The 22916-nt window shown below is 68.3% G+C and carries 20 protein-coding genes; 10 read left to right on the top strand and 10 right to left on the bottom strand.

Annotated features, from left to right (window positions below; translation table 11 throughout):
• Positions 1-78 precede the first annotated feature (78 nt).
• The 9 genes from rpmH to ACZ418_RS16065 all read left to right on the top strand — a co-directional run bounded on the left by rpmH (position 79) and on the right by ACZ418_RS16065 (position 7109).
• Positions 79-216 carry a 50S ribosomal protein L34 gene (gene rpmH, locus ACZ418_RS16105; RefSeq protein WP_003956500.1) on the top strand — a complete coding sequence of 46 codons (138 nt, stop codon included), beginning with the start codon at positions 79-81 and terminating at the stop codon, positions 214-216.
• 21 nt (positions 217-237) lie between these two features.
• Positions 238-609: a ribonuclease P protein component gene (rnpA, locus tag ACZ418_RS16100; protein WP_388622802.1), complete on the top strand. Its 372-nt coding sequence runs from the start codon at positions 238-240 to the stop codon at positions 607-609.
• Positions 606-980, top strand: coding sequence for a membrane protein insertion efficiency factor YidD (gene yidD, locus ACZ418_RS16095; protein ID WP_451004911.1), 375 nt, complete (start codon positions 606-608; stop codon positions 978-980). The genes rnpA and yidD overlap by 4 nt, the downstream gene beginning before the upstream one ends.
• Before the next feature lie 3 nt (positions 981-983).
• Positions 984-2276, top strand: coding sequence for a membrane protein insertase YidC (gene yidC, locus ACZ418_RS16090; RefSeq protein WP_468362705.1), 1293 nt, complete (start codon positions 984-986; stop codon positions 2274-2276).
• A gap of 15 nt (positions 2277-2291) precedes the next feature.
• On the top strand, positions 2292-2804 hold the full coding sequence (locus ACZ418_RS16085) for a Jag family protein (RefSeq protein ID WP_468362703.1): 513 nt from the start codon (positions 2292-2294) through the stop codon (positions 2802-2804).
• A 116-nt stretch (positions 2805-2920) separates the two neighbouring features.
• The gene (rsmG, locus tag ACZ418_RS16080) at positions 2921-3637 is read left to right on the top strand and encodes a 16S rRNA (guanine(527)-N(7))-methyltransferase RsmG (protein WP_388622792.1); all 717 of its coding nucleotides are present in this window, start codon (positions 2921-2923) and stop codon (positions 3635-3637) included.
• A 364-nt stretch (positions 3638-4001) separates the two neighbouring features.
• Positions 4002-5075: a ParA family protein gene (locus ACZ418_RS16075; protein WP_079071013.1), complete on the top strand. Its 1074-nt coding sequence runs from the start codon at positions 4002-4004 to the stop codon at positions 5073-5075.
• A complete protein-coding gene (locus ACZ418_RS16070; RefSeq protein ID WP_468362700.1) occupies positions 5072-6169 on the top strand; it encodes a ParB/RepB/Spo0J family partition protein in 1098 nt (365 codons plus the stop codon). The genes ACZ418_RS16075 and ACZ418_RS16070 overlap by 4 nt, the downstream gene beginning before the upstream one ends.
• 322 nt (positions 6170-6491) lie before the next feature.
• Positions 6492-7109 carry a GNAT family N-acetyltransferase gene (locus ACZ418_RS16065; RefSeq protein WP_451554851.1) on the top strand — a complete coding sequence of 206 codons (618 nt, stop codon included), beginning with the start codon at positions 6492-6494 and terminating at the stop codon, positions 7107-7109.
• Positions 7110-7212: 103 nt separating this feature from the next.
• Here ACZ418_RS16065 and trxA read toward each other — a convergent pair whose 3' ends face one another.
• From trxA to ACZ418_RS16030, 7 genes are all read right to left on the bottom strand, one after another.
• On the bottom strand, positions 7213-7545 hold the full coding sequence (gene trxA, locus ACZ418_RS16060; RefSeq protein ID WP_468362698.1) for a thioredoxin: 333 nt from the start codon (positions 7543-7545) through the stop codon (positions 7213-7215).
• Positions 7546-7594: 49 nt separating this feature from the next.
• Entirely contained in the window at positions 7595-8566 is a 972-nt protein-coding gene (gene trxB / locus ACZ418_RS16055) for a thioredoxin-disulfide reductase (protein WP_468362696.1), read from the bottom strand.
• A gap of 151 nt (positions 8567-8717) precedes the next feature.
• Positions 8718-9647 carry a hypothetical protein gene (locus ACZ418_RS16050; protein WP_468362694.1) on the bottom strand — a complete coding sequence of 310 codons (930 nt, stop codon included), beginning with the start codon at positions 9645-9647 and terminating at the stop codon, positions 8718-8720.
• Positions 9644-10369, bottom strand: a complete 726-nt coding sequence (sigM, locus tag ACZ418_RS16045) for an RNA polymerase sigma factor SigM (protein ID WP_468362692.1) — start codon at positions 10367-10369, stop codon at positions 9644-9646. The genes ACZ418_RS16050 and sigM overlap by 4 nt, the downstream gene beginning before the upstream one ends.
• A 22-nt stretch (positions 10370-10391) precedes the next feature.
• Positions 10392-12089 carry a protein kinase family protein gene (locus tag ACZ418_RS16040; protein ID WP_468362690.1) on the bottom strand — a complete coding sequence of 566 codons (1698 nt, stop codon included), beginning with the start codon at positions 12087-12089 and terminating at the stop codon, positions 10392-10394.
• A 118-nt stretch (positions 12090-12207) separates the two neighbouring features.
• The gene (gene murJ / locus ACZ418_RS16035; RefSeq protein WP_468362688.1) at positions 12208-14574 is read right to left on the bottom strand and encodes a murein biosynthesis integral membrane protein MurJ; all 2367 of its coding nucleotides are present in this window, start codon (positions 14572-14574) and stop codon (positions 12208-12210) included.
• A gap of 45 nt (positions 14575-14619) precedes the next feature.
• A complete protein-coding gene (locus tag ACZ418_RS16030; RefSeq protein WP_468362686.1) occupies positions 14620-17013 on the bottom strand; it encodes a DUF6049 family protein in 2394 nt (797 codons plus the stop codon).
• Positions 17014-17290: 277 nt separating this feature from the next.
• On the opposite strand from ACZ418_RS16030, the gene ACZ418_RS16025 reads away from it, so the two are divergent.
• Entirely contained in the window at positions 17291-18757 is a 1467-nt protein-coding gene (locus ACZ418_RS16025; protein WP_468362684.1) for a CCA tRNA nucleotidyltransferase, read from the top strand.
• Between the two features lie 677 nt (positions 18758-19434).
• Here ACZ418_RS16025 and ACZ418_RS16020 read toward each other — a convergent pair.
• From ACZ418_RS16020 to ACZ418_RS16010, 3 genes are all read right to left on the bottom strand, one after another.
• Entirely contained in the window at positions 19435-20697 is a 1263-nt protein-coding gene (locus tag ACZ418_RS16020; protein ID WP_468362682.1) for an MFS transporter, read from the bottom strand.
• Between the two features lie 105 nt (positions 20698-20802).
• A complete protein-coding gene (locus tag ACZ418_RS16015) occupies positions 20803-21885 on the bottom strand; it encodes an inositol-3-phosphate synthase (RefSeq protein ID WP_468362680.1) in 1083 nt (360 codons plus the stop codon).
• 43 nt (positions 21886-21928) lie between these two features.
• On the bottom strand, positions 21929-22606 hold the full coding sequence (locus ACZ418_RS16010; protein ID WP_468362678.1) for a PadR family transcriptional regulator: 678 nt from the start codon (positions 22604-22606) through the stop codon (positions 21929-21931).
• Positions 22607-22916: the final 310 nt, after the last annotated feature.

The following is a 22916-nucleotide window of genomic DNA, read 5'->3' as shown; positions in this document are numbered from 1 at the left end:
GACGCGAGCTACTCGTGGGCGCACGGTGACAGCCAAGACGGCACCCCGCCACTACCGATTTCTTTCTGGAGCCCCCGAGTGAGCAAGCGCACCTTCCAGCCGAACAACCGTCGTCGCGCGAAGACCCACGGCTTCCGGCTGCGTATGCGCACCCGTGCCGGCCGCGCGATTCTCGCGTCCCGCCGTAGCAAGGGTCGCGCCCGCCTGTCCGCCTGATTCCGATCAGGTCATGACGTCGTGCTGCCTACCGAGAACCGGCTGAGGCGGCGCGAGGACTTCGCGACCGCGGTCCGACGAGGTCGCCGGGCAGGACGCCCGACCCTCGTCGTCCACCTTCGTAGCGGTGCCACGGACCCGCACGCGCCTGGGGAGAGCGCTCCCTCGACGCGTGCGGGTTTCGTCGTGAGCAAGGCCGTGGGTGGCGCGGTCGTGCGCAACAAAGTGAAGCGCAGACTGCGTCATCTGATGCGTGACCGAGTCGCCCTGTTTCCCCCCGGTAGCCTGGTAGTCGTACGAGCGCTGCCCGGAGCGGGCGACGCAGACCACGCACAGCTGGCCCGAGACCTGGATGCCGCCGTTCAGCGGCTGCTGGGAGGGGGCGCGCGATGAAGTACCCGCTGCTGGCTCTGATCAAGCTGTACCAGTGGACGATCAGTCCGCTGCTGGGGCCGGTGTGCAAGTACTACCCGTCGTGCTCCCACTACGGATACACGGCCATCGACCGGCACGGTGCGATCAAGGGAACGGCACTCACCGCCTGGCGCATCCTCCGGTGCAATCCGTGGTCGCTGGGTGGTGTGGACCATGTCCCGCCGCGCAAGCGACCGCGGTGGCACGAAATGCTGCGCAACGCTTGGCGCGCACGCAAGGCGGGGCCCTCCGCCGCCGAACCGGCCACCGAAGCGAAGCCCGGGAGCCCGTCTTCCGAGCTTCCTCCGAGCCCGGCCGCAGAGACCTCGTCCCATGCCCAAGGAGCATGATTAGTGGACACGATTGCCAGCCTCTTCAGCTTCATCACAACACCCGTTTCCTGGGTCATCGTCCAGTTCCACACGGTGTACGGAGCCATCTTCGGCCCTGACACCGGATGGGCCTGGGGCCTGTCCATCGTGTCCCTGGTGATCCTGATCCGCATCTGCCTGATCCCGCTGTTCGTCAAGCAGATCAAGGCCACCCGGGCGATGCAGACGCTGCAGCCCGAGATGAAGAAGATCCAGGAGCGCTACAAGAACGACAAGCAGCGCCAGTCCGAAGAGATGATGAAGCTGTACAAGGAGGCGGGCACCAACCCGCTCTCCTCGTGCCTTCCCATCCTGGCGCAGTCCCCGTTCTTCTTCGCCCTGTACCACGTGCTCAACGGCATCGCGTCGGGCAAGACCATCGGCGTCATCAACCAAAGTCTCCTGACGAGCGCGCAGAAGGCACACATCTTCGGTGCCCCGCTGGCCGCGAAGTTCCTGGACAGCGCCGACACGGTCGCGAAGCTCGGCGCCTCGCTGACCGACGTCCGGGTCGTCACAGCGATCATGATCGTCCTGATGTCGGGGTCGCAGTTCTACACACAGCGCCAGCTGATGACGAAGAACGTCGACACCACCGTGAAGACGCCGTTCATGCAGCAGCAGAAGATGCTGATGTACGTCTTCCCGGTCATGTTCGCCTTCTTCGGTATCCGGTTCCCCGTCGGTGTCCTCATCTACTGGCTGACCACCAACGTGTGGACCATGGGTCAGCAGATGTACGTCATCCACAACAACCCGACGCCGGGTTCCAAGGCCCAGGCCGCCTACCTGGAGCGCCTGACCAAGCACGTCACGCAGCACGGCAAGGTCCGCCGGCGCAGCGAGAAGGCCATCGTCAAGGCGATCGTCGCCAAGGGCCGGGACCGCAACGAGTTCGAGCGCAAGTTCATCAACGCCGTGAACAAGGCCGGTCTCGTCGCCCAGTCCGACGGCACCGTGGTGCAGAGCGTGGCCCAGGCCACGGCGCAGACCGCGGACGGTGTGGAGACCACCTCGGCGGCCGACGCCGGCGCCGGTACCGGCGCCGCGGCCCGGCGTCAGCAGCCCAAGCGCCAGTCCAAGTCCCAGCGTCAGTCCGGCGGGCCCAAGCAGGCGGGCGGGTCCACGTCGCTGGAGAAGTCCGACGAGCCGCAGGACGCCAAGCCCACCGCTGCTCAGCAGGCCCCGAAGCCCGGCTCCGGCACCCGCAGCAAGGCCCAGTCCGGGCAGCGCAAGGGTGGCCCGCAGCGGCCCAAGTCCCCGTCCAAGAAGTAAGAAGGAGCCCATCCCGTGACGGAAGGCACCACCTCCGCTGCTGCCGAGGGTGCAGACGCCCTGACCCGCCTGGAGCAGGAGGGTGAGATCGCGGCGGACTACCTGGAGGGTCTGCTGGACATCGCCGACCTCGACGGCGACATCGACATGGACGTCGAGGCCGACCGCGCCTCCGTGTCGATCATCAGCGACACCGGCAGCCGGGACCTGCAGAAGCTGGTCGGCCGGGACGGCGAGGTGCTGGAGGCACTGCAGGAGCTCACGCGCCTGGCCGTGCACCGGGAGACCGGCGATCGCAGCCGGCTCATGCTGGACGTCGCGGGTTACCGCGCGAAGAAGCGGGCCGAGCTGTCCGAGATCGGCGCCAAGGCCGCCGCCGAGGCGAGGAACACCGGCGAGCCCGTCAAGCTCAAGCCGATGACCCCGTTCGAGCGCAAGGTCGTGCACGACGCGGTCAAGGCCGCGGGACTGAGCAGCGAGTCCGAGGGCGAGGAGCCGGAGCGGTTCGTCGTCGTGCTGCCCGTCTGATCGGCCCCACGTTTCACCGGCCCCGTCTGTTGAGCAGACGGGGCCGAACTTTGTCAGCCTGGTAGTTCTGGTGGCCGGTGCGCGAAGCCCCGGCGCTGTACGGAAGGACGGTCCCCGTGACGGAGGCAGCGGAGCTTCCCCCCGCGCCCGAGCAGGCGCGGGAAGTGTTTGGTGATCGCTTCGCCGATGCGGTCCGCTACGCGGAGCTGCTCGCCGAGGCGGGCGTGCAGCGTGGCCTGATCGGCCCACGGGAAGTGCCCCGCCTGTGGGAGCGGCACCTGCTGAACTGTGCGGTGCTCTCCGAGGCCGTCCCCGAGGGAGTGACGGTCTGCGATGTCGGCTCCGGTGCCGGCCTGCCCGGTATCCCGCTGGCCCTGGTCCGGGACGACCTGAACATCACCCTGCTGGAGCCGCTGCTGCGGCGCACCACCTTCCTCACCGAGGTCGTCGAGCTGCTCGGCCTGGATCACGTCACGGTGGTGCGAGGCCGCGCCGAGGAGGTCCTGGGCAAGCTGCCGCCGGTCCATGTGGTGACCGCCCGGGCCGTGGCCCCGCTGGACCGCCTTGCCGCCTGGGGCATCCCGCTGCTGCGGCCCTACGGCGAGATGCTCGCGCTGAAGGGAGACACCGCCGAGGAGGAGCTGAAGGCCGCAGCGACGGCTCTCAGCAAGCTCGGCGCGGTGGAGACGTCGATCCTGCATGTGGGTGAGGGCATCGTGGACCCGATGTCCACGGTGGTGCGGGTCGAGGTCGGGGAGAGTCCGGGCGGTGTGCGGTTCGCGGCCAAGCGTGCCAAGGCGGCCCGGACGGGTCGAGCCCGCCGTCGCCGTTGAGCAGGAGCAGGGGCGTCTCTGACCGTCCTGACGACGAGACGTACTCCACACAAGCTGCCAAACCTGCGCAGGCCGGAGTGTCGCCAAGGTCCGGTCGCCGTCGCTGTGCATCGTGTTTCACGTGAAACGTCGCTCACTGCTGCACGGGATCATCAGTCGTGGCCGCGCTGCGGCCGAACCGCGCGACCGCAAGCCCCTCGGTTCCCTGGGGGAGGATTCCGTCTCCCAGGGCCCTCCGTCGCTGTCACAGGGTCCTGCGCCCCTGTCGCAGGGCGTTCCGTCCCTCTCGGGGGGCACGGAGTTGTCCACAGAGGTGGATTTCTCCACAGAACACCAGGCCTCACTGGTTCACGACCCCGAAGACATGGGAGGCTCTGTTCATTGCGAGCCTGAAGTCGAGGAGAGTGAATCCTTGCGGTCCGACGCCAACATCGCGGGACCGATGACCGATCCGGTCCCCGGTCCCCGTACCGAGTCGATGGGGGCGGATGTTTCACGTGAAACACCGCCTCCGATGGACGACACTCCGATCGGTCGTGCGGCCCAACTGGCGGTAGAGGCTCTGGGCCGCGCCGGCGAAGGCCTGCCACGGCCGGAGCAGACCAGAGTCATCGTGGTCGCCAACCAGAAGGGCGGCGTGGGCAAGACAACGACCACCGTCAACCTTGCTGCTTCGCTGGCTCTGCACGGCGGCCGGGTCCTGGTGATCGACCTCGACCCGCAGGGCAACGCGTCCACCGCCCTTGGAATCGACCACCACGCCGAAGTCCCTTCGATCTACGACGTGTTGGTGGAGAGCAAGCCACTCGCCGAGGTCGTCCAGCCGGTCCCCGACGTGGAGGGCCTCTTCTGTGCCCCCGCCACCATCGATCTCGCCGGTGCGGAGATCGAGTTGGTGTCCCTGGTGGCTCGTGAGAGCCGGCTACAGCGGGCGATCCAGGCCTATGAACAGCCGTTGGACTACATCCTCATCGACTGTCCGCCCTCGCTTGGCCTATTGACAGTCAACGCGCTGGTGGCGGGTCAGGAGGTCCTCATCCCGATCCAGTGCGAGTACTACGCACTGGAGGGTCTGGGCCAGCTGCTGCGCAACGTCGACCTGGTGCGGGGGCACCTCAACCCCACACTGCATGTGTCGACCATCCTGCTCACCATGTACGACGGCCGGACGCGTCTCGCCTCCCAGGTCGCGGAAGAGGTGCGCACCCACTTCGGCGACGAGGTGCTGCGGACAAGCATTCCCCGTTCGGTCCGCATCTCCGAGGCGCCGAGTTACGGGCAGACGGTGCTGACTTACGATCCTGGATCGAGCGGTGCCCTCTCGTATCTTGAGGCGGCACGAGAAATCGCGCTGAAGGGCATCGGCATCAGCTATGACGCGAGCCAGGCCCACATCGGCGCCCAGAACGATCCGAGCATGGTGGAGGGGATCCAGTGAGTGAGCGACGGAGGGGGCTGGGCCGTGGTCTCGGCGCACTGATCCCCGCTGCCCCGGCGGAGAAGAACCCGGCTCCGGCCGTGCTGGGAGGAGGGGCATCCGCCTCCCCTGCAGCCGGCCCGGTGCTGACGACCGACCGCGGGGTTGCCGCGGCGAAGGTGGCCACACTGCCGCCTGTTTCACATGAAACCGAGGAGCCTTCGGCGAGCCCCGTCATGGAGACGTCGGCTGCTCCGATGGGCGCGCACTTCGCCGAGATCCCTCTCGACGCCATCTCGCCCAACCCGCGCCAGCCGCGTGATGTCTTCGACGAGGATGCGCTCCAGGAACTGGTCACCTCCATCAAGGAGGTCGGGCTCCTCCAGCCGGTCGTCGTACGGCAGCTGGGTCCCGCCCGCTATGAGCTGATCATGGGCGAGCGCCGCTGGCGGGCCTGCCGCGAGGCTGGTCTGGAGGCCATCCCGGCGATCGTCCGGGCCACGGAGGACGAGAAGCTCCTTCTGGACGCGCTGCTGGAGAACCTGCACCGCGCACAGCTGAACCCGCTGGAAGAGGCGGCTGCCTATGACCAGCTGCTGAAGGACTTCAACTGCACGCACGATCAGCTGGCCGACCGGATCGGGCGCTCCCGGCCCCAGGTCTCCAACACGCTGCGTCTGCTGAAGCTCTCGCCGGCCGTCCAGAAGCGGGTGGCTGCCGGTGTCCTCTCCGCCGGGCATGCCCGGGCACTGTTGTCCATCGAGGATTCCGAGGAGCAGGACCGGCTGGCTCACCGCATCGTGGCCGAGGGGCTGTCGGTGCGAGCCGTCGAGGAGATTGTGACCCTCATGGGCTCGCGGCCCCAGAAGCCTCAGCGTGCCAAGGGGCCGCGGGCCGGCTCTCGGCTCTCCCCGGCCCTGAACGAGCTGGCGACCCGTCTGTCGGACCGCTTCGAGACACGAGTGAAGGTCGACCTCGGCCAGAAGAAGGGCAAGATCACCGTCGAGTTCGCCTCGGTGGACGATCTCCAGCGGATCCTGAGCACGCTCGCTCCGGGCGAGGGGCCGGTGCTGCCGCAGGAGCTGCAGAACGCGACGGACGACCAGGACGACTGATCCCAGGCCGACCCACTCGGCCGTATACAGAGCGGGCCGTGTCCGGTGTGTACCGGAACACGGCCTGCTCTTTTGCTTTGAGTCGGTATCGAGCGAATCACATCGTGGATACGATGCGAATGGGTATGGCGCATCCACCGGACAGCATCTGCATCTCTGAGTGGGGAGACGGGGCCATGCGATCGTTGAGCCGCACCGGACTGGTGAGCGCGTGCCTGAGCCTTGGAGCGGTCGGCGGATTCGTCGGCAGCCTGCTCAGGGAGCGGAGCGCTCTGACAGCCGCGCGTGATGCGGCGGGTGAAGGAAGCGAGGAACAGCCTTCATGGGGCGTCGGCTCGTGCCGCTCACGCTGGACAACCTTCAGGATCTTCCCCAACGCTGTCGGTCGTGTGTCTTCTGGGAGCTGGATCCCGTCAGCGGCGAAGCGGCGGTAAGGGCGGGGACTTCGGCACTGGAGAAGGAGGCCTGGATCTCTGCCGTGCTGCTGGACTGGGGATCGTGCGGCCGGGTGGTGTACGTCGATGATGTACCGGTGGGTTTCGTTCTCTACGCGCCTCCGGCCTATGTCCCGCGCTCGACGGCCTTTCCCACGAGTCCCGTCTCGCCGGATGCCGTGCAGTTGATGACGGCGTTCATCATGCCCGGCTATCAGGGTCAGGGGCTCGGCCGAGTGCTCGTGCAGACGGTCGCCAAGGATCTGCTGCGCCGAGGCTTCAAGGCGATTGAGGCCTTCGGCGACGCTCGCTGGAAGGAACCCGCCTGCCTGCTGCCGGCGGATCATCTTCTGGCCGTCGGCTTCAAAACGGTCCGGCAGCATCCCACGCATCCCCGGCTGCGGTTGGAGCTGCGGTCGACGCTCTCCTGGAAGGAAGACGTCGAGATGGCGCTCGACCGGCTTCTCGGAGCGGTCCAGAAGGAGCCGGCGCTGAGGCCGCTGTAGCGTCAGCGCGGTGACGCAAATGAATGGGCCAACCCCGAGGGGTTGGCCCATTCGTGTTTCACGTGAAACATGCACCGTCGCCCGGACGGCACGGTTCTCCGCCTTACTCGGCGATGAACTCCTCGAGGTCGCGAACGATCGCGGCCTTCGGCTTGGCACCGACGATGGTCTTGGCGACCTCGCCACCCTGGTAGACGTTCAGGGTCGGGATGGACATGACGCCGTACTTCGCGGCCGTGCCCGGGTTCTCGTCGATGTTCAGCTTGACGACCTCGATCTTGTCGCCGTACTCGGCAGCGATCGCTTCCAGGGACGGGGCGATCTGGCGGCAGGGACCGCACCAGGCGGCCCAGAAGTCCACCAGGACGGGCTTGTCGCTCTTGAGGACGTCCTGCTCGAAGGAATCGTCGGTCACATTCTTCAGGCTGCCGGCCACGGCGGGCTCCTTAACTCGATCGTGCGGTGGGGCGGGGGGAAGGGGAAGGTCAGACGGCGGCGGACTTCTCGGGCTCAGCCTTGTCCTCGTCCGCGAGGGCGGAAAGGAAGCGCTCGGCGTCCAGAGCGGCGGAGCAGCCGGTGCCGGCCGCGGTGATCGCCTGGCGGTAGGTGTGGTCGACCACGTCACCGGCGGCGAAGACACCGGTCACATTGGTGCGGGTGGACGGGGAGGCGACCTTCAGGTAGCCCTCCTCGTCCAGGTCCAGCTGGCCCTTGAACAGCTCGGTGCGCGGGTCGTGGCCGATCGCGATGAACAGACCGGTCACGGGCAGCTCGGACAGTTCGCCGGTCTTGACATTGCGCAGCTTCAGACCGGAGAGCTTCTGCTCGCCCTGGACCTCGGCGACCTCGCTGTCCCACACGAACTTGATCTTCGGGTCGCCGAAGGCACGCTCCTGCATCGCCTTGGAGGCGCGCAGCGTGTCCCGGCGGTGGACGACCGTCACGGACTTGGCGAACCGCGAGAGGAAGGTGGCCTCCTCCATCGCGGTGTCACCGCCGCCGATCACGGCGATGTCCTGGTCCTTGAAGAAGAAGCCGTCGCAGGTCGCACACCAGGAGACACCGCGACCGGACAGCGCGTCCTCGTTCGGCAGGCCCAGCTTGCGGTGCTGGGAGCCGGTGGCGACGATGACGGCCTTCGCCTGGTGGACCGTGCCTGCGGTGTCGGTGACGGTCTTGATCTCACCGGTGAGGTCAACGGAGACGATGTCGTCCGGAACGAGCTCGGCGCCGAAGCGCTCGGCCTGCGCCCGCATGTTGTCCATGAGCTCGGGGCCCATGATGCCGTCGCGGAAGCCCGGGAAGTTCTCGACCTCGGTGGTGTTCATCAGCGCGCCACCGGCGGTGACGGCTCCCTCGAACACCAGGGGCTTCAGCGACGCGCGCGCGGTGTAGAGCGCCGCCGTGTAGCCTGCGGGCCCGGAGCCGATGATGATCACGTTACGGACGTCGCTCACGGCTTGATTCCTCGTCTCTGGTCTGTGTCAGTCGACCGGTGGGAGACCCTTTCAGGACTCTCACCCCACCCAACGGATCCTACGGGGCGCGCATTCCCGGTGTGCCGGGGCACACGCGTGCGCCGGGCACGGAAGGAGCGGTCGAGCAGACTCAGGGGCGGGCGAAGGAGTGCTTCAGAAGAACCGTGCCGGTGGAGCCGGGCTGTTGCCGGATGCAGGCTGCGTCGACGATGTAGACGGTGACGCGTGCGCGGTCAGCGGCATCGGGCACCACGACCAGATAGGCGGACTTCCCGTCGTACGTTCCCGTCTTGGAGCCCAGGACGTCGTCACCCCGGTGGAGTGCCGCCCGGACACAGTCGGGGACTGCGACATCGGTCTGCATCAGGGTGTTCGCGCTCTCGGTCGAGTGAGGGGTGTTCTGCTCGGACTCAAGGCCCGATCGAGGCTGCTGGCCCTGTGGTGAGTTCTTCCTGTTGGTGAGCAGATCCTTCACCTGGCTCTGGACACTCGCGCCGGAGAAGGGCCCGACGGAAGGGGTCGGCTTTCCATGGGCCGTGTTGGTGTCGGAGGAGTGATCGCCGAGCGACTGCAGTACCAGGGACCCCACCCCCAGGACGGCCGCGGTAAGGACAGTCCCCAGGACTACATGCCGACGGCGCCGACCCCGCTCACGCCCCTTGCGTCCCGGACCGGTGGCCGCCTGAGGGCGGCCGGAGGGCCGGTCCGAGGGAAGCGATGTTTCACGTGAAACATGACCCTGGCCGTCCCGATGCCCCGGCTCGGTCTCCCTGGAGACCTGGTCGCTCAGCGGTTCCGGGGTGGAGGCGCTGAGCAATGCCTCAGCGGCGAGCGCGGCATCAATACGCTCGGCCACGTCGGCCGGCATGCGCTCCACTCCCGATACGGATCCCAGCAGCCCCCGGATCTCCTCCAGCGAGGCATGGACGTCCGCACACAGCTCACACGTCTCCAGATGACGCCGTATGTCCGCGCTGCGATCCGGAGCCAGCAGGCCTTCGGTGAGGTCGGAGATCTCCGCGACGTCCGGGTGCCCGGCCGTGTCCGTCGTCGAAGTCACGCTCGCCCACCTCCGCCCTTCACTACGGCTGAATCGCTCGGTCCTGCGTCCTCGGGGCCCTTGCTCGGAGACCCCGTTGCAGGTGGGACGGATGTCCCCTCCAGCCGGTTCCGTCCCCCGCCGGGTTCTTTTCCGCTTCCGAAACCTTCGGGCCGTAGATGGGTGAGCAGAGGCAGCAGCCGGGCTCTGCCCCGGGCACACCGGCTTTTCACCGTGCCCGTCGGCACCTCCAGGATCCGTGCGGCCTCGGCCACTGGATACCCCTGCATGTCCACGAGGACCAGGGCGGCGCGCTGGTCGTAAGGGAGGGTGCCGAGCGCCTCGAGGAGCTGGCGGTGCACATCGTTGCGCTCGGCAGGTGCGGAGGCCGACTCGTGCGGCTCCAGGAGCTGCTCCAGCCGCTCGGTGTCGTCGACCGGCGAGGTCTTCCGGGAGGCTGCCTTGCGGGCACGGTCCAAGCAGGCGTTCACGGTGATCCGGTGCAGCCACGTCGTGACGGCCGACTGGCCCCGGAAGGTATGGGCGGCCCGGTAGGCCGACACCAGGGCGTCCTGGACCGCGTCGGCGGCCTCCTCGCGGTCCCCCAGTGTCCGTAGCGCGACCGCCCAGAGTCGATCCCGATGCCGTCGCACGATCTCACCGAAGGCATCGGGGTCGCCTTCCACATGGCGGGCGAGCAGATCCTTGTCGCTCACCCGGTCGTATCCGGCGCCCTCCGCCATCTGCCCCTCCCGAGTGGAGACCTCAGCTGGTCACCTTGACGTCTGCCACTCTGCCCCGCCAGTGGCCCGCCCCGTCCGAGGGCAGCTCGGTCAGCCACACCAGGAGGTACCGGGTCTTGAGGGGCTTGTCGGGCTTGAGCGTCACCGTCGTGCCCGAGCCGCTGGCAGCCTTGCTGTAGGCGTCGAACGATGTCGGTTGCGATCCGGCGTCAGCGCTCGCGGCACGGAGCTCGACCGAGGTGTCCCCCAGGAAGGTGACGGTTGCCTTTCCGACCTGTTGGACCTTGCCCAGGTCGAGGATGACCCCGACGCCTGGCTTCAGGTTTCCGAACTTGGGGCTGAGATAGAAGTCCGTCTGCCAGTAGGTGGAAGGACTGTTGTCGTAGACCTTTCCCACATCTGCGGGCTTCTCGGAGTGGTCTGCGCTGAACGGGTCGAAGTCGCGCGCATTCTGGATGGCGACGGGCTTGCCGGAAGCCGAATTCTTCGACCCCTTGTCGCCGTCGCCCGTCGTCTGGCTCTTGTTGGTGTCCCCCGACTTGCCGACATGGTCCATCAGTGCGTCCGCCAACTGCCAGCTGCCCAGACCGAGGGCGGTGATGAGGAGGGCGGACACCGTCCACTTCAGCACCTTGCCGGTACGGCTCTGCAGCGGGGGCGGCGGGGTCGCGATCGGCTGGGTGGCGCCGGGGCGCGGCGCGGGACGGCCGTACGTGCCCTGCTGGTAGGTCGTGCGCTGGTACTCCGGCGGGGCCGTGAAGGCCGGCTCCGGCGGGCGGATGCGCGGCATCTCGCCGATCGCCTTCACCAGCTCCTCCGGCGTGGTGCAGGGGGCCTCGTGACGGGAGGCGGTGGCCCCGTCGTTGGCGAGTGCGCGCATGGCCAGTTCGGACAGGCCCCGGTGAACACCGGCCCGCACCTGGTCCGGTGCGATCAGGCCGACGCCCTTGGGCAGCCCGGACAGGCCGTACGCGTCGCTCTCGTACGGCCAGCGCTGGGTCAGCGCCGCGTACAGCAGGGCGCCGATCGCCTCGGTGTCGGTGCGTTGCGGGGTGTCGGAGCTGATGCCCCGCAGCGCGGCGTTCACGGCGAGGCCCCGGATGCGCCACTGGCCGGTCGAGGCGCGCAGGACCGCGTTGGGATTGAGCCGGAGATGGGCGAGGCCCTCGCGGTGCGCTGCGGCCATGGCGGAGGCGACCTGACTGACCATCTGGTAGGCGTCGTGCGGCTCCAGAGGGCCGGTCGCGACGAGCGTGGTCAGCTCGGTGGCGTCGGGCAGCCACTCGTGCACGACGTAGACGAGGTCGTTCTCCTCGACGGCGTCGAGGACCTGTACGAAGCGGGGGTCGCCGAGCAGCGCGGAGGAACGGGCGGCGGCAAGCACGGACCGGGCCCGTACGTGCTCCGCGGGCAGGATGTGGACGCCGACGGCACGACGGAGCTTCTCGTCGACCGCACGCCAGCTGCTGAATCCGTCCAGACGGGTGACGCACTCCTCCAGCCGGTAGCGTCTTGCGAGCTTGTGACCGCTGTGCAGTTCGGGAGGCGAGGCCTTCTGTCCGGAATTCTCGGTTCCGCTCCCCTGTGCCTCGTCGCTGTTCGTGTCCCGCTCCGGGTTCTTGGCCACCCCGTCGGCCGTGGACTGGTCCGCCTTGGCGGTCAGCGGCTGCTCGCCGCTGTTGTCTGCCACGTCGACGGCAGCTGTGCTCCGTTCCGCCACCGTCGTCCCTGCCTCCCCATCCGTTGCGCGCTGTCCGACGCCGAAACCAATTGTGCCCACAGTCCGCCGCTATGCACGACACACAGCGGCGGGCGATGGTTGTGCGCCTACCCCCGCCTCAGCGGCCCAGACGCCCGCGGACCATGCCTACGAGCGAGTTGAGTTCCTCGATGCGCATGCGCCGGGCGGCGACGAAGAAGATGCCGAGCAGAACGGCGCCGCCGACGAGCAGCGCGGCGAAGGAGCCGATGACGCCCTGGCCGAGGGTGTGCCCGATGCCGTAGCAGGCCGCGCCGCTGAGCAGGGCCGCCGGCACCGAGGCGATGCACAGGCGCGCGTACGTCCGCATCACCCGGGCGCCGTCCAGGTCACCGCCGAGCCGCTTGCGCAGCCGCCGCCAGGCGACGCCCACGCCGATCGCGTAGGCCAGGCCGTATGCGGCCGCCATGCCGGCCACCGCCCAGCGGGCGGGCAGCAGGAAGTAGCACAGCGCCGAGGCGCCCGCGTTGACGACGGCGACGATGACGGTGTTGTAGAAGGGCGTGCGGGTGTCCTCGTAGGCGTAGAAGGCGCGCAGGACGACGTACTGCACCGAGTACGGGATCAGGCCGAGTCCGAAGGCCATCAGCATGTAGCCCATGTTGGTGGCCGAGTCGGTGCCCGCGGAGCCGAAGATCAGCGTGCACATCGGAATGCCGAGGGCCAGGAAGCCGAAGGCGATCGGGACGATGGCGACCGCGGTGGTGCGCAGGCCCTGGGAGATGTCGTCGCGGACTGCGCCGCCGTCACCCTCGGCGGCCGAGCGCGAGATGCGCGGCAGCAGGGCGGCCATCAGGGACACCGTGATGATGGCCTGCGGCAGGCCCCAGATCAGCTGGGCGTTGGCGTAGGCGGCGAAGCCGGTGCCCTTGACACCGGAGTCCTTGCCGGCGGCGGTGGACAGCTGGGTGACGACCATGGCGCCCGCCTGGTTGGCGAGGACGAACAGGACCGTCCACTTGGCGAGCATCGCGGCCTTGCCCAGGCCGTGGCCGCGCCAGTCGAACCGCAGCCGGATCCGGAAGCCCGTCTCGCGCAGGTAGGGGATCATCGCCAGTGCCTGGACGACCAGGCCCAGCAGCACGCCGACGCCGAGCAGGCGCTGGCCCTCCGGCGGGATGTTCGTGACGGTCAAGCCGGAGTGTGAGGCGGTGCCGTAGACCCAGATGAACGCGCCGAGCGACACGATGATGACGATGTTGTTCAGGACCGGAGTCCACATCATCGCGCCGAACTTGCCGCGCGCGTTGAGGATCTGACCCATCACCACATGGATGCCCATGAAGAAGATCGAGGGCAGGAAGTAGCGCGTGAAGGTGACCGCCACGTCGTTGGCGGCCGGGTTGCCGGCGATGGTGGGCGACAGGGCCCGCACCAGGAGCGGCGCGGCGAACATCGCGAGGCCGGTGAGCGCGGCCAGCGCCACCATCACCAGGGTCAGCAGGCGGTTCGCGAAGGCCTCGCCGCCGTCCTCGTCCTCCTTCATCGAGCGCACCAGCTGCGGCACGAAGACGGAGTTGAGACCGCCGCCGACGGTGAGGATGTAGATCATCGTCGGCAGCTGGTAGGCAACCTGGAAGGAGTCGGCGAGGAAGCCGAGGCCGAGCGCCGCGGCGATCAGCGCGGAGCGGACGAAACCGGTGAGGCGGGAGACCATCGTGCCCGCCGCCATCACGGCACTGGACTTCAGCAGCCCGGCGGCCTTGCCGCCCTTCTTCGCGGGCGCGGCGGAGGGAGCGGGAGCCGCCGCCGGCTCGGGTTCCGCGTCCCGGTACGGACCGGCGGGATCCGGCGCCGCGGCCGGGGCGGGCACCGGCGGCTGCCCCGGGTTTCCCGGGGCAGCCTGGTAGGACGCCTCGGCGTACGGGTTGCCCTGCTGGGGGCCCCGGCCGGGCGCCGGAGGGTACTGGCCGGCGGGACCGTACCCCGGGCCCGGAGCGGCGGCCGGCCGGGCGTAGCCGGGCGGATCCATGGGCGTGTGCCCACCGCTGTTCTGCTGGTCCTTGAACAGGTGCGCGAAGGCGTCCGGCTCGTGGTACTCCTCGCCGGAGTGCGCGACCAGGTCGTCGACGCCCACGTACTGGGTCGTGCGCGGGTCGTCGCCGTACGGCAGGTAGGGAGTGGCACCCTCCGGCTCCGGCGCCGGCGTCTGCGCCCACACCCGCGGGTCGGGCGCGTACGGCGACTGGGCGGGCTGATCGTAGAGCGGCTGCTGCCCGTAGCCGTCCTGGGCGGGCGGCGGGTGCGCGGCGCGGTCGTAGAGCGCCTCGGCGACGGGATCCTGGGCGGCGAGGTCGTGTCCCCGGTAGGGATCCTGGTCGTAGGCGTCCTGGAGGTACATGTCGGCCGCCGGCTGCGGCGGTACCTGGCCGGGCTCCGGCGGCGTCTCGGGGTAGCCCGAGCCGGCCGCGCCCTGGCCGCGATCACCGTCGTACGGCGCGTTCATGCTTACCCCACCTCATCGTCCCTGGCCCACCGGCCACGACATCGCTCAACGGTCCACTCTCTCACCCGTCCCGGACGGGTCGGGGCTTTCCGGTGCGGTGTCCGGCGCAGGGTCACTCGGGTGCTTCCGGTCGTCTGCCCCGGCCGGAGAGGCCGAATCCTCCGGGTCTTCCGGGTCCTCCGGGAGACGGTCTTCGGGGGCGTCGGGGTTCCCGGGTTCGTCGGCGTCCTGGTCTTCCGCGTCGGGACCGTCCTCCTCCGCCTGGCGGGCGGATGCGCGCTTGCGCTGGGTGTACATCCGGAAACCGGCGAGGACGAGGAGGAGCACACCGCCGCCGATGACCAGCATCACCGTGGGCGTGATCTCGGTGACCTTCACATCGAAGCTGACGGCGTCGCCGTACCTCTGGCCGTCCTCGGTGTACAGCTGGGCGATCACCGTGACCCGGCCGTTGGCATTGGCCGACGTGGTGAACTTCACGGACTGGCTGTGCCCGCCGGAGATCTCCACCGGCTGCTCGGAGTAGGCCTTGCCGCCGATCTTCAGACGGGTCGGCATGGTCGAGGTGAGGCGCAGCATCAGATGGCCGACCGGCTGGACGAGGTTGTTCTGGACGGTCACCGGGATGGTGGCGCTGCGTCCGGAGAGTTTGGTCTCCGACTTGTCGATCAGCTTGACCTGGTCGGCCAGCTCGTCGAGCCACCCTTCCACGCCGTCGCGGTACTTCTGCGCGTCCCCGCTCCTGCCGTTCCACGACGTGGACATCTCACGGTTTATGGCCCGCCCGAACGGTGTGACGACGCGGGACTGGTCGGAGAGGATCACCTGGAAGCTGTCGAGCTTGTCCTGGGTGCGGGCGATCTGCTCGAAGGCCGTCCGCGGCAGTTCGTGCGAGCGCAGCGAGGAGGGGTAGGCGGAGCCCGACGGGATGTGGGTGGTGGCTTTCGGGTCCGGCTTGTCCTTGGCCGCCGCGGAGAGGTCCTGGGACTGAGACCAGTTCCCGCCCTGGAGCGCCTTCAGCGCCGTCGCCATCGCCTGGGCCTGGCTCGCGGTGGGCATGCGCTGCGGGGCGATCACGATGCTGCGCTGCTTGTCCGTCTGCGCGTTCACCTCGAGGCTCTGCGCCAGGAACTCCTGCACGGTGAGCGTGACCGAGTCCGCCTTCGTCAGATCGCCCTCGAAGGCCGTGGACAGCCGGGCGTCGGAGACCACCGCCGTGGTGCCGCCGCCGACCGGGCGGGCGGCAGAGGGCGTGTACGGCAGCCCGGCGGTCTCCTGGAGGCTGTCGCTGCGGGCGATCACGCGGTCGGCCCCGGCGGAGGTCGCGACCTTCATGATCGCCGGGTCCACGGCGCCCTCCACCGGCCAGGCGAAGTCCGTGGTCGGTGTGACGTGGAGCACGGTCTTGACGGTGGTGGCGGCGACGTCGGTGGCGTCCTTGAGGTGGCTGAGGGAGCCGGTGACGCTGGTGCCGTTGTGGGCGAGGGACGCCAGGTCCGGGTCGGCGAAGGGCAGCGCGACGACCTCCTTGCCCGCCACCGCGTCCTGCAGGTTCGCCAGCCACTGCTTGGCGAGCGCCTGGTGCTCCTTGGGGCCGGGCGTGGTGGTGCCCGGGTTGCTGCCCGGCAGCCGGTAGTTGCCGGTCGCCATCGCGTCCACCGAGGCCAGCAGGTCCGGGTCGATCACCCAGGTGACGTCGAGGTCCTTGCCCAGGTCCACCATCTGGGCCAGCCGGCCGCCCGGCGCCAGTTCCCTGGCCAGGTTGTCGTTGCGGAACACCGGCGTCTGGAGTTCGCCGGCGCCCGTCTTGGCCGTCATGTGGACCGTGGAGATCAGCGGCCACAGGTACGTCGTCTTGGTCTTGGTGTCGGCCTCGGACGGCTGCCACGGCAGGAACGTCCGCTGGATGCCGAGCACCTGGTCCCAGGGCTGGGCGGTGGTCTGGCCGGAGAGGGTGACATCGAACTCGTAGACGCCGTCGTTGCCGAGGTCGAGCTTGTCCACGGGGACGGAGATGCTGAAGTGCTCCGCGACGCCCGGGGGCAGCTTGGCGAACTTCTCCACGTACTTGCCGCCGACCTCGGCGCCGGTTCCGCTCGTCAGGTCGTCGGAGTGCTGGGCGACGGAGTCGATCCCCGAGCGGGTGTCCAGCATGGGGCCCATCCGCAGGCCCACGTGGGCGCCGGTGACGCTCTGCTTGCCGTTGTTGGTCACGGTGCCCGACACGGTCAGCGTGTCCCCGTCCGTGGGGGCGCTGGGGGTCAGAGAGTCCAGGGAGACGGACACCGTGTCCGAGGAGGCGGCCTGGGCGGGCGCGGCCGCGGGCAGCTGAAGCAGCCCGGCCAGCAGCGGTGCACCAGCGAGCAGCGCGCCGGTGCGCCGCAGCCACCGGCGGGCAGATGAGGCACTGGTCCCCTGGAATTCAGCCGCCTCGGCCACGCGCTCGCCCGTCCCTCGTCGTCAGTGGTCGTCGGAATGTGCGTCCACGCATGGTAACGATGTGCGCTGAGGGGAAGTGCCGCGGTCTACGTCACAAGATCGAAGAACAGCGGCATCCTGTCCTCTATATCCAGTATCGAGCGGAGAGCTTCCGTACGCCGCGAGGGAAGTGCTTGCGACGGATATGCAGGGAGCTGTCCGCGGCCCCTGCCGGCCGGCCGTGCCTCGGCCAAATGGAGGGCGCCCCTGGTCGCCGGGGCACGTACCCTCTTCTGTTGTGCCGAACCCCAACGAAGACACTCCCTCTGCCCTGAGCCAGGCGCAGCAGCGCGCGGTCGCCGAGCTGCTGCGGGTGGCCCCCGTCGCCGACGATCTCGCCCGCCGATTCCAGGAGGCCGGGTTCTCCCTCGCCCTGGTCGGCGGATCGGTACGCGATGCGCTGCTCGGTCGGCTCGGCAACGACCTGGACTTCACGACGGATGCCCGCCCCGAGGACGTACTGAAGATCGTCCGTCCCTGGGCGGACGCCGTCTGGGAGGTCGGCATCGCCTTCGGCACCGTAGGCGCGCATAAAGGTGCCCGTGTCGGAGACACTGATTGGCACTTTCAGATCGAGATCACCACCTATCGGTCGGAGGCCTACGACCGCACCTCACGCAAGCCCGAGGTGTCGTACGGCGACTCCATCGAGGAGGATCTGGTCCGCCGGGACTTCACGGTCAACGCGATGGCCGTGGCGCTGCCGGAAAAGGAGTTCATCGACCCGTACGGAGGCCTGGAGGATCTCGCGGCGCGCGTGCTGCGGACGCCGGGCACGCCCGAGGAGTCCTTCTCGGACGATCCGCTGCGGATGATGCGTGCCGCCCGGTTCGCCGCCCAGCTGGACTTCGAGGTCGCCCCCGAGGTCGTCACCGCGATGACGGAGATGGCCGGACGTATCGAGATCGTCTCGGCCGAGCGGGTCCGGGACGAACTGAACAAGCTGATCCTGTCCGCGCACCCGCGCAAGGGTCTGGCCCTGCTCGTCGACACCGGGCTCGCCGACCATGTGCTGCCCGAGCTGCCGGCCCTGCACCTGGAGCGGGACGAGCACCACCGGCACAAGGACGTCTACGAGCACACGCTGATCGTCCTGGAGCAGGCGATCGCGCTGGAGCAGGAGGGGCCCGACCTCACGCTGCGGCTGGCCGCGCTGCTGCACGACATCGGCAAGCCGCGCACGCGCCGCTTCGAGAAGGACGGCCGGGTCTCGTTCCATCACCATGAGGTGGTCGGCGCCAAGATGACCAAGAAGCGCATGACCGCCCTGAAGTACTCCAACGAGCTGGTGAAGGACGTCTCACGGCTGGTCGAACTTCACCTGCGCTTCCACGGCTACGGCACCGGGGAGTGGACGGACTCGGCGGTGCGCCGCTACGTCCGTGACGCGGGACCGCTGCTGGACCGCCTGCACAAGCTGACCCGCTCGGACTGCACCACCCGCAACAAGCGCAAGGCGGCCGCGCTGTCCCGGGCCTACGACGGCCTGGAGGAGCGCATCGCCCAGCTGCAGGAGCAGGAGGAGCTGGACGCGATCCGCCCGGACCTCGATGGCAACCAGATCATGGAGATCCTGGGGGTCGGACCGGGTCCCGTCGTCGGCAAAGCGTACAAGCACATGCTGGAGCTGCGTCTGGAGAACGGTCCGATGGAGCATGACGCGGCGGTGGCGGCTCTCAAGGACTGGTGGGCCGAGCAGAGCTGATCTCTGCCGAGCTGGTCTGGGCGATGTTTCACGTGAAACACCGCCATTACTAGGGATGGATGCGCCCAGGGCGGCCGTCTCACGCGAAACAGGCATGCGTGAGTTCTCAGGTGGCGCACTCGAGGGTGATCTAGATCTCGGCGGCGAGATTCGCTGGAGCTGTCCAGGTTGGGGATATGATCTTGGCAGGAACATGACCAATTCCAATCCTGCCCTTTAGGGGGAACTATGAAGCGGGCTGTTGCTTCGGGCCTGGCCGCAATGGGGGCTGTGGCGTCAGTGCTGGCCTTCCCGGCGGCGGCGGAGGCCAAGGCGGAGGCTAAGGCCACCCAATGCCTGGTAGAAGCGCACCGGGACAGCTATCCGATGTATGGCAGTGCAGGTTGTAACGGGGGCACTGAGCGATTCAGGGTCGTTGTCACGTGTGATACGCAGACGGGCAGCTACACGATGTACGGGTACTGGGCTGCGCCCAAGCTGCAGGCCTCGCATGCGTACTGCCATGGGAAGGACTATCTGAGTGGTTTGCCCTGGATTGAGTATCAGTATCATTGAGCCAACGTCTCAGTCCCTTTTGCCTCTCAGGCGTGGGGCGGTACTCGATTAGCTGCGCTAAGGGTATGAGTTGAAGGGTGGGTTTCACGTGAAACCCATCCTTTGATGTAGGTAGGTAGTACTCACTGCCCTTCAAAGCGGGCCATAGCCCCAGCAACTGTCCCGTAGATGACGGCGATTGTGATGACCAGCGTGGTCGAGCGTCCGTCCGGCGGCAGCATCAGGGCTGCCACTCCGGCCGCTCCGACGAAGGCGACGTTGAACAGCACGTCGTACACCGAGAAGATCCGGCCTCGGAAGGCGTCATCGACGGAGGCCTGGACGATCGTGTCCGTGGCGATCTTCGCTCCCTGGGTGATCAGCCCCAGGACGAAGGCCGCGACCAAGAGGGGCCCGGTGGTGAACGGGAGGCCGAGGGCGGGCTCCAGTACGGCGGCGGCGCCGGAACACACCATGATCCAGCGTGCGGGCCTCAGCCGTCCCGCCGCCCACGGCGTCACCGCGGCCGCCGCGAAGAATCCCGCTCCCGACAGTGCCAGCGCGAGGCCGAGCAGCCGGAGTCCGTCCTCGGGACTCGCGGAGAGGGCGTACCGGCACAGCATCAGCAGAAGGACGAGGAGCGCGCCGTAGCAGAAGCGCATCAGCGTCATTGCGGCCAGCGCCCAGGCGGCTTCCCTGCGCCTCGGCGCGGCCAGATGACGGACGGCAGCCACGAGTTCGCGTGCCGTTTCGGCGAGGGCGGTGGCCATGTGGGTCCGCGTGGGCTGCCGGTCGGGACCCAGGAGCGCGGGAGGCATGGTCAGCGATGCGAGGCCGGCGCACAGGTAGAGAAAGGCGCCGAGGAGCACCACCGCCGCATCGGAGTCCGCCGCCACGAGCCGTACGGCGAAGGCGAGACCGCCACCCGCGGTCGCGGCCAGCGTTCCGGCCGTCGGGGACAGGGAGTTGGCGAGCAGAAGACGCTCGGTGTCCACCACGCGGGGCAGTGACGCCGACAGCCCGGCGAGGACGAAGCGGTTGACGGCCGTGACGCACAGCGCCGAGACGTAGAAGAGCCAGTCCGGGACATGGCCGACCATCAGCACGGCGGTGGCCGCGGCCAGCAGGGCCCGCAGCAGATTGCCGTAGAGGAATACCTGCCGGCGGCGCCAGCGGTCCAGCAGGACGCCCGCGAACGGGCCGACCAGCGAATAGGGGAGCAGCAGGACCGCCATCGCCGAGGCGATGGCGGTGGCCGAGGTCTGTTTCTCCGGGGAGAAGACGACGTACGCGGCGAGCGCGACCTGGTAGACGCCGTCGGCGCCCTGGGACAGGAGACGGATGGAGAGCAGGCGTCGGAAGTACCGCAGGCGCAACAGGACGCGCAGGTCACGGACGACGGGCATGGTGCACAGCCTCACACATGCGGAAGGTCCCCGGGTCAGGGAACCCGGGGACCTTCACAGCCCTGGCAGGAGCGTTCTCGTGCGAGCGATCGGCTTGGAGGGGCCTTAGCGCTCGACCTCGCCGCGGATGAACTTCTCGACGTTCTCGCGGGCCTCGTCGTCGAAGTACTGGACCGGCGGGGACTTCATGAAGTAGGAGGACGCCGACAGGATCGGGCCGCCGATGCCGCGGTCCTTGGCGATCTTCGCGGCGCGCAGGGCGTCGATGATGACACCCGCGGAGTTCGGGGAGTCCCAGACCTCGAGCTTGTACTCCAGGTTCAGCGGGACGTCACCGAAGGCGCGGCCCTCGAGGCGGACGTAGGCCCACTTGCGGTCGTCCAGCCAGGCCACGTAGTCGGACGGCCCGATGTGGACGTTCTTCTCGCCGAGGTCCCGGTCGGGGATCTGGGAGGTCACGGCCTGCGTCTTGGAGATCTTCTTGGACTCCAGGCGCTCGCGCTCGAGCATGTTCTTGAAGTCCATGTTGCCGCCGACGTTCAGCTGCATCGTGCGGTCCAGGATGACACCGCGGTCCTCGAACAGCTTCGCCATGACGCGGTGCGTGATGGTGGCGCCGACCTGGGACTTGATGTCGTCACCGACGATCGGCACACCGGCCTCGGTGAACTTGTCCGCCCACTCCTTGGTGCCGGCGATGAAGACCGGGAGGGCGTTGACGAAGGCGACCTTGGCGTCGATGGCGCACTGCGCGTAGAACTTCGCCGCGTCCTCGGAGCCCACGGGCAGGTAGCAGACCAGGACGTCGACCTGCTTGTCCTTCAGGACCTGGACGACGTCGACCGGCTCGGCGTCCGACTCCTCGATGGTCTGGCGGTAGTACTTGCCGAGACCGTCGAGGGTGTGGCCGCGCTGCACGGTGACACCGGTGCTGGGCACGTCGCAGATCTTGATGGTGTTGTTCTCGGAGGCGCCGATCGCGTCCGCGAGGTCGAGGCCGACCTTCTTGGCGTCGACGTCGAACGCGGCGACGAACTCGATGTCGCGCACGTGGTACTCACCGAACTGCACGTGCATCAGGCCGGGGACCTTGGACGCCGGGTCGGCGTCCTTGTAGTACTCGACTCCCTGCACCAGCGACGCCGCGCAGTTGCCCACGCCGACGACGGCTACGCGAACCGAACCCATTCCGGTTGCTCCCTGTGTGTACGAGTGAGGCCCTGTGTGGGACTCACGTGGCGGTGTCTCCGGGCGTATCCGTCCGGGGGGTGTCCCCGGGACGGGGCAGGCCGCCCGTCGATCCAGTGGTGGTGTCCTGCTGAGCGGACTCCCCGGACGCGGAACCCTTCAGGTCCCGCCCGGCCCGCTCGCTCTCGATGAGCTCGTTCAGCCAGCGCACTTCGCGCTCCACGGACTCCATCCCGTGGCGCTGGAGCTCGAGTGTGTAGTCGTCGAGGCGCTCCCGCGTGCGCGCCAGGGAGGCGCGCATCTTCTCCAGGCGCTCCTCCAGGCGGCTGCGCCGGCCCTCCAGTACGCGCATGCGCACATCGCGTGACGTCTGCCCGAAGAAGGCGAAACGTGCGGCGAAGTGTTCGTCCTCGTACGCGTCGGGGCCGGTCTGCGAGAGCAGCTGCTCGAAGTGCTCCTTACCATCTGCCGTCAATCGGTACACGATCTTCGCTCGGCGTCCGGCGAGCGGAGCGGTGTCCTCGTGGGTGCTGCCCGGTTCCTCGATCAACCAGCCGTTGGCGACCAGCGTCTTGAGGCAGGGATAGAGGGTTCCGTAACTGAACGCGCGGAACACACCCAGGGACGTGTTGAGTCGTTTGCGCAGCTCATAGCCGTGCATCGGGGACTCGCGCAGCAGGCCGAGCACGGCGAACTCGAGGATGCCGGAACGTCGGCTCATCGTCGCCTCCTCTCGGTCCGCTGATCGCTCACGCGGGTCTCGCAGTGCCTGTCAGCGTCTTTATCTCGCGCTGATGTATCGACTCGATACATCAAGACGATAGAACGGCCTTCCGCAGGCGACAAGAGGGACGGTGGTGAACGGGATCACATCACCGATTCATACGATGCATGTTTCCTGTTTTGGGGTGAACTTCAGGGCTCGGTGGGTTTTGGCGGTGCGTAGTCTGTGCGGCATGCACAGCACCGGGAACCAAGTGACACCGGGGGAACGTCCTCGTCCCCGGTGCAGTACGGGTGAATGCAGAACC

This window comes from Streptomyces sp. NPDC030820 (assembly GCF_055572075.1).
The sequence above is the reverse complement of the archived record's forward strand: the minus strand, read 5'-3'. Positions and strand labels throughout refer to the sequence as shown.

Excerpts from the sequence above, each read along its gene's own strand:
- ACZ418_RS16010 (WP_468362678.1), bottom strand. The coding sequence starts at position 22,606 with ATGAGCCGACGTTCCGGCATCCTCGAGTTCGCCGTGCTCGGCCTGCTG.
- sigM (WP_468362692.1), bottom strand. The coding sequence starts at position 10,369 with ATGGCGGAGGGCGCCGGATACGACCGGGTGAGCGACAAGGATCTGCTC.
- ACZ418_RS16075 (WP_079071013.1), top strand. The coding sequence starts at position 4,002 with ATGGGAGGCTCTGTTCATTGCGAGCCTGAAGTCGAGGAGAGTGAATCC.
- murJ (WP_468362688.1), bottom strand. The coding sequence starts at position 14,574 with ATGAACGCGCCGTACGACGGTGATCGCGGCCAGGGCGCGGCCGGCTCG.
- ACZ418_RS16020 (WP_468362682.1), bottom strand. The coding sequence starts at position 20,697 with ATGCCCGTCGTCCGTGACCTGCGCGTCCTGTTGCGCCTGCGGTACTTC.
- ACZ418_RS16065 (WP_451554851.1), top strand. The coding sequence starts at position 6,492 with ATGGGGCGTCGGCTCGTGCCGCTCACGCTGGACAACCTTCAGGATCTT.
- yidD (WP_451004911.1), top strand. The coding sequence starts at position 606 with ATGAAGTACCCGCTGCTGGCTCTGATCAAGCTGTACCAGTGGACGATC.
- ACZ418_RS16015 (WP_468362680.1), bottom strand. The coding sequence starts at position 21,885 with ATGGGTTCGGTTCGCGTAGCCGTCGTCGGCGTGGGCAACTGCGCGGCG.